This is a genomic window from Streptomyces sp. NP-1717 (assembly GCF_022695985.1).
Classification (GTDB): Bacteria; Actinomycetota; Actinomycetes; order Streptomycetales; family Streptomycetaceae; genus Streptomyces.
Genome location: NZ_JAAPBF010000427.1, coordinates 1 through 2,364, shown reverse-complemented (window position 1 = coordinate 2,364; position 2,364 = coordinate 1). Strand labels below are relative to the sequence as shown.

Here is a 2,364-nt window from a genome sequence, read left to right as displayed (position 1 = left end):
TCCCCTCCCTGCCGCTGCCCGGCTACCCCCAGGTACGCGTCGCCCTGCCCAGCCGTCGGGTCGCCGCGACCCTCGCGGCGCACCGGGCCGACCTCGTGCACCTCGCCGGGCCGTTCGTCCTCGGCGTACGCGGCATGGCGGCGGCCGCACGGCTGGGCATACCCGCCGTCGCCGTCTACCAGACCGACCTCGCCGGCTACGCCCGCACCTACATGGGTGCGGGCGAGGCGGCGGCCTGGCGGCGGCTGCGCGCCGTGCACAGCGCGGCGGACCGCACGCTGGCGCCGTCCAGCGCCGCCCTGAAGGACCTCGAAGAACACCGCGTCCCGCGCGTCAGGCTCTGGCCGCGCGGCGTGGACACGGTCAGGTTCCGTCCCGAACTGCGTGACGAACGACTGCGCCGCTCCCTCGCGCCCAACGGTGAACTGATCGTCGGATACGTCGGCAGGCTGGCGCCCGAGAAGCACGTCGAACTCCTCTCCGGGGTCTGCGCGCTGCCCGGCGTGCGGGTCGTGGTCGTCGGCGACGGGCCGAGCGAGCCGTCCCTGCGCGCGACACTCCCCGGCGCCGTGTTCCTCGGCCGCCGGACCGGGGACGAACTGGCGCGGATCTTCGCCTCGTTCGACATCTTCGCGCACACCGGGCCGTACGAAACGTTCTGCCAGACCGTCCAGGAGGCCATGGCCAGCGGCACACCCGTGGTCGCCCCGGCGGCCGGCGGACCGCTCGACCTCGTCGACCACGGCCGCACCGGACTGCTGGTGCCTCCCCACGACGCGCGGGCCGTCGCCGCCGCCGTACGGGACCTCCAGGCCGCCCCGGAACTGCGAGCCTCCTACGGAAGGGCGGCACGCGCCACGGTCGAGGGCAGGACATGGGCCGCCGTGGGCGACCAACTGCTCGACCACTACGCCGAAGTGCTCGGCGAACGCACGGCCGTGGTCGCGTGAGCGCCGCGGGTGGCGCCTCGCGCGGCGTACGGATCGTGCGGCTGGCCAACTTCGTCACCCCGGCCTCCGGCGGCCTGCGGACCGCCCTCCAGGAGCTCGGTTCGGGCTATCTGGCCGCCGGGCACGAACCGGTCCTGGTCGTCCCCGGCGAGCGGCCGGGCGACGAACACACCTCACAGGGGCGGGTGATCACCCTGCCCGGGGCGGTGCTGCCCGGCACCGGCGGCTACCGGGTGCTCACCGACCGCCGACGCCTCGGCGCCCTCCTGGAGAGCCTCGCCCCCGACCGCCTGGAGGTCTCCGACCGCACCACCCTGCGGTGGACGGGGGAGTGGGCGCGGCGCCACCGCGTCCCCGCCGTCATGGTGTCGCACGAGACCGCCGACGGGGTGCTGCGCACCTGGGGCGTACCGGCCGTGGCGGCCGGACGTGCCGCGGACCGGCTCAACCGGCGCAGCGCGTGGTCGTACTCGCGGATCGTGTGCACCACCGAGTGGGCCGAGCGCGAGTTCGTCCGCATCGGCGCGCGGAACGTGGTGCGGGCGCCGCTGGGCGTCGACCTCCTGCGCTGCCGGCCGGACCGGCGCCGCGAGGCGCTGCGCGCCAGGTACGCGCGCGGGGCCGACGTCCTGCTGTTGCTCTGCTCGCGGCTCTCCGTGGAGAAGCGCCCGGCCGCCGCGCTCGACGCCCTCGCCGCGCTGCGCGCCCGGGGAGTGAAGGCGGCGCTGGTCGTCGCCGGGGACGGCCCGCTGGCGGGCGCGCTCGCGCGCCGGGCGCGCGAACGGCGGCTGCCCGTGGTCTTCCTCGGGCATGTGGGCGACCGGGAGGAACTGGCGGACCTCCAGGCCGCCGCGGACATCTGCCTGGCCCCCGGTCCGGCCGAGACGTTCGGCCTGTCGGCGCTGGAAGCACTCGCCTGCGGCACCCCGGTCGTCGCCAGCGCGTCGTCGGCCCTCCCGGAGATCCTGGGCGCGGCGGGCGGCACGGCGACGGACACACCCGGGGCCTACGCCGACGCCGTACGGGAACTCCTCGACCGCCCGGAGGCCGCCCGGCGGGCCGCCGCGCGGGCGCGGGCCGAACTCTTCGGCTGGGACCGGGCGGTGGCGGCGTTCCTGGCGGCGCACGGGGCGCCGGCGGGGCCTCTGCGGGAGGTGGCGCCCGTCGTGGTGCCGCCCGTCATGAGGGCGCCCGTCACTTCCGTGCCGCCTCTCCCGGTGTCGCCGGCGCGTCCTCCCGCCGGAGGCGCGAGATGACCGCGTACGCGAGAGTCGGGGCGCCGCCCGGAGGCGCTCCCGCCGTGGAGCCCTCCGTACCGAGGCCACTGCGGTACGCGGCGCTCGGGGACTCGCTCACCGCCGGCGTCGGAGACCGCGTCGAGGGCGGCTGGCGCGGCTGGGCGGCACTGCTCGCC

The 2,364-nt window shown here is 77.1% G+C and carries 2 protein-coding genes; both read left to right on the top strand.

Features of this window, described 5'->3' with window-relative positions; genetic code table 11:
- A partial coding sequence (locus GXP76_RS35190; RefSeq protein WP_242575681.1) for a glycosyltransferase occupies window positions 1–950 on the top strand: 950 nt, incomplete at its 5' end.
- Complete coding sequence (locus tag GXP76_RS35185; RefSeq protein WP_277994150.1) at window positions 875–2,206, top strand: glycosyltransferase; 1,332 nt, start codon at window positions 875–877, stop codon at window positions 2,204–2,206. The genes GXP76_RS35190 and GXP76_RS35185, both read left to right, overlap by 76 nt.
- Window positions 2,207–2,364: the final 158 nt, after the last annotated feature.